The sequence below is a fragment of the Bailinhaonella thermotolerans genome, assembly GCF_003594875.1.
GTDB classification, from domain to species: Bacteria; Actinomycetota; Actinomycetes; order Streptosporangiales; family Streptosporangiaceae; genus Bailinhaonella; species Bailinhaonella thermotolerans.
This window is the reverse complement of sequence record NZ_QZEY01000053.1, coordinates 1-937: the sequence shown is the minus strand read 5'-3', so window position 1 is coordinate 937 and position 937 is coordinate 1. Positions and strand designations below refer to the sequence as shown.

Here is a 937-nt window from a genome sequence, read left to right as displayed (position 1 = left end):
CTAGGGCGTGTTTTGTGGTTCTTGGTTGAGCCACATGATCAGGCTGGCGATGGTGATGGCGGCGCGGTAGTGGGTGGCGAGTTTGTCGTAGCGGGTGGCGATGCCGCGCCATTGCTTGAACTGGTTGAAGCAGCGTTCGATCAGGTTGCGGCGCCGGTAGAGGGCTGGGTCGAACCCGCACCGGCGGTGCCCGCGGCGGGCCCGGGCGGCGAGCTGGTCGCCTCGCTCGGGGATGGTGTGGGGGATCCGGCGGCTGCGCAGGTAGGCGCGGATGATGTGGGTGGAGTAGCCCTTGTCGGCGATCAGGTGTCCGGGGCGGGTGCGGGGCCGCCCCGGCCCGGGCCGGGCCACCGTGATGGCCTGGACCACCTCGATCAGCCGGGTGCAGTCGTTGACGTTTCCGGCGGTGAGGACGAACGCCAGCGGCAGGCCGTGCCCGTCGCAGGCCAGATGGAGCTTGGTGGTCAGCCCGCCCCGGGACCGTCCGAGCGCCTGGGCGTGCGATGCGGCTTTCGTCCCCGGCCGTTCCCCTTTTTGCGGGCGCCGGCGGCATGCTGATGCGCCCGCACGATGGTGGAGTCCACACAGGTGACCGACCAGTCCACCGCCCCGGCCGCGTCCTCGTGGACCTGGATACAGGCCAGCAGCCGGTCCCAGGTCCCATCCGCGGTCCAGCGCCGGAACCGCTGATAGAGGGTCTGCCAGGGACCATACCGCTCGGGCACGTCACGCCAGTCGGCGCCAGTGCGGATCTTCCACACGATCCCGTTGACCACCTGGCGATGATCCCGCCACCGGCCACCCGGCCCGGCGTTGACCGGCAGCAACGGCTCGATCCTGGCCCAGGCCTCATCGGTCAGTTCATGACGACGCACCATCAGACCATCACAACCCGACCACCAGATCCACATCCACCGATCCACAAAACACGCCCTAG

At 69.1% G+C, this 937-nt stretch carries 1 protein-coding gene; it reads right to left on the bottom strand.

Going from position 1 to position 937, the window contains the following annotated elements; translation table 11 throughout:
* Positions 1-875, bottom strand: a protein-coding gene (locus D5H75_RS40705) for an IS5 family transposase (RefSeq protein ID WP_422674090.1) whose coding sequence is annotated in 2 segments (ribosomal slippage) — positions 1-525 and positions 528-875 — 873 coding nt in all. Because the reading frame shifts where the segments join, the coding sequence is not laid out codon by codon here.
* Between the last annotated feature and the right edge of the window lie 62 nt (positions 876-937).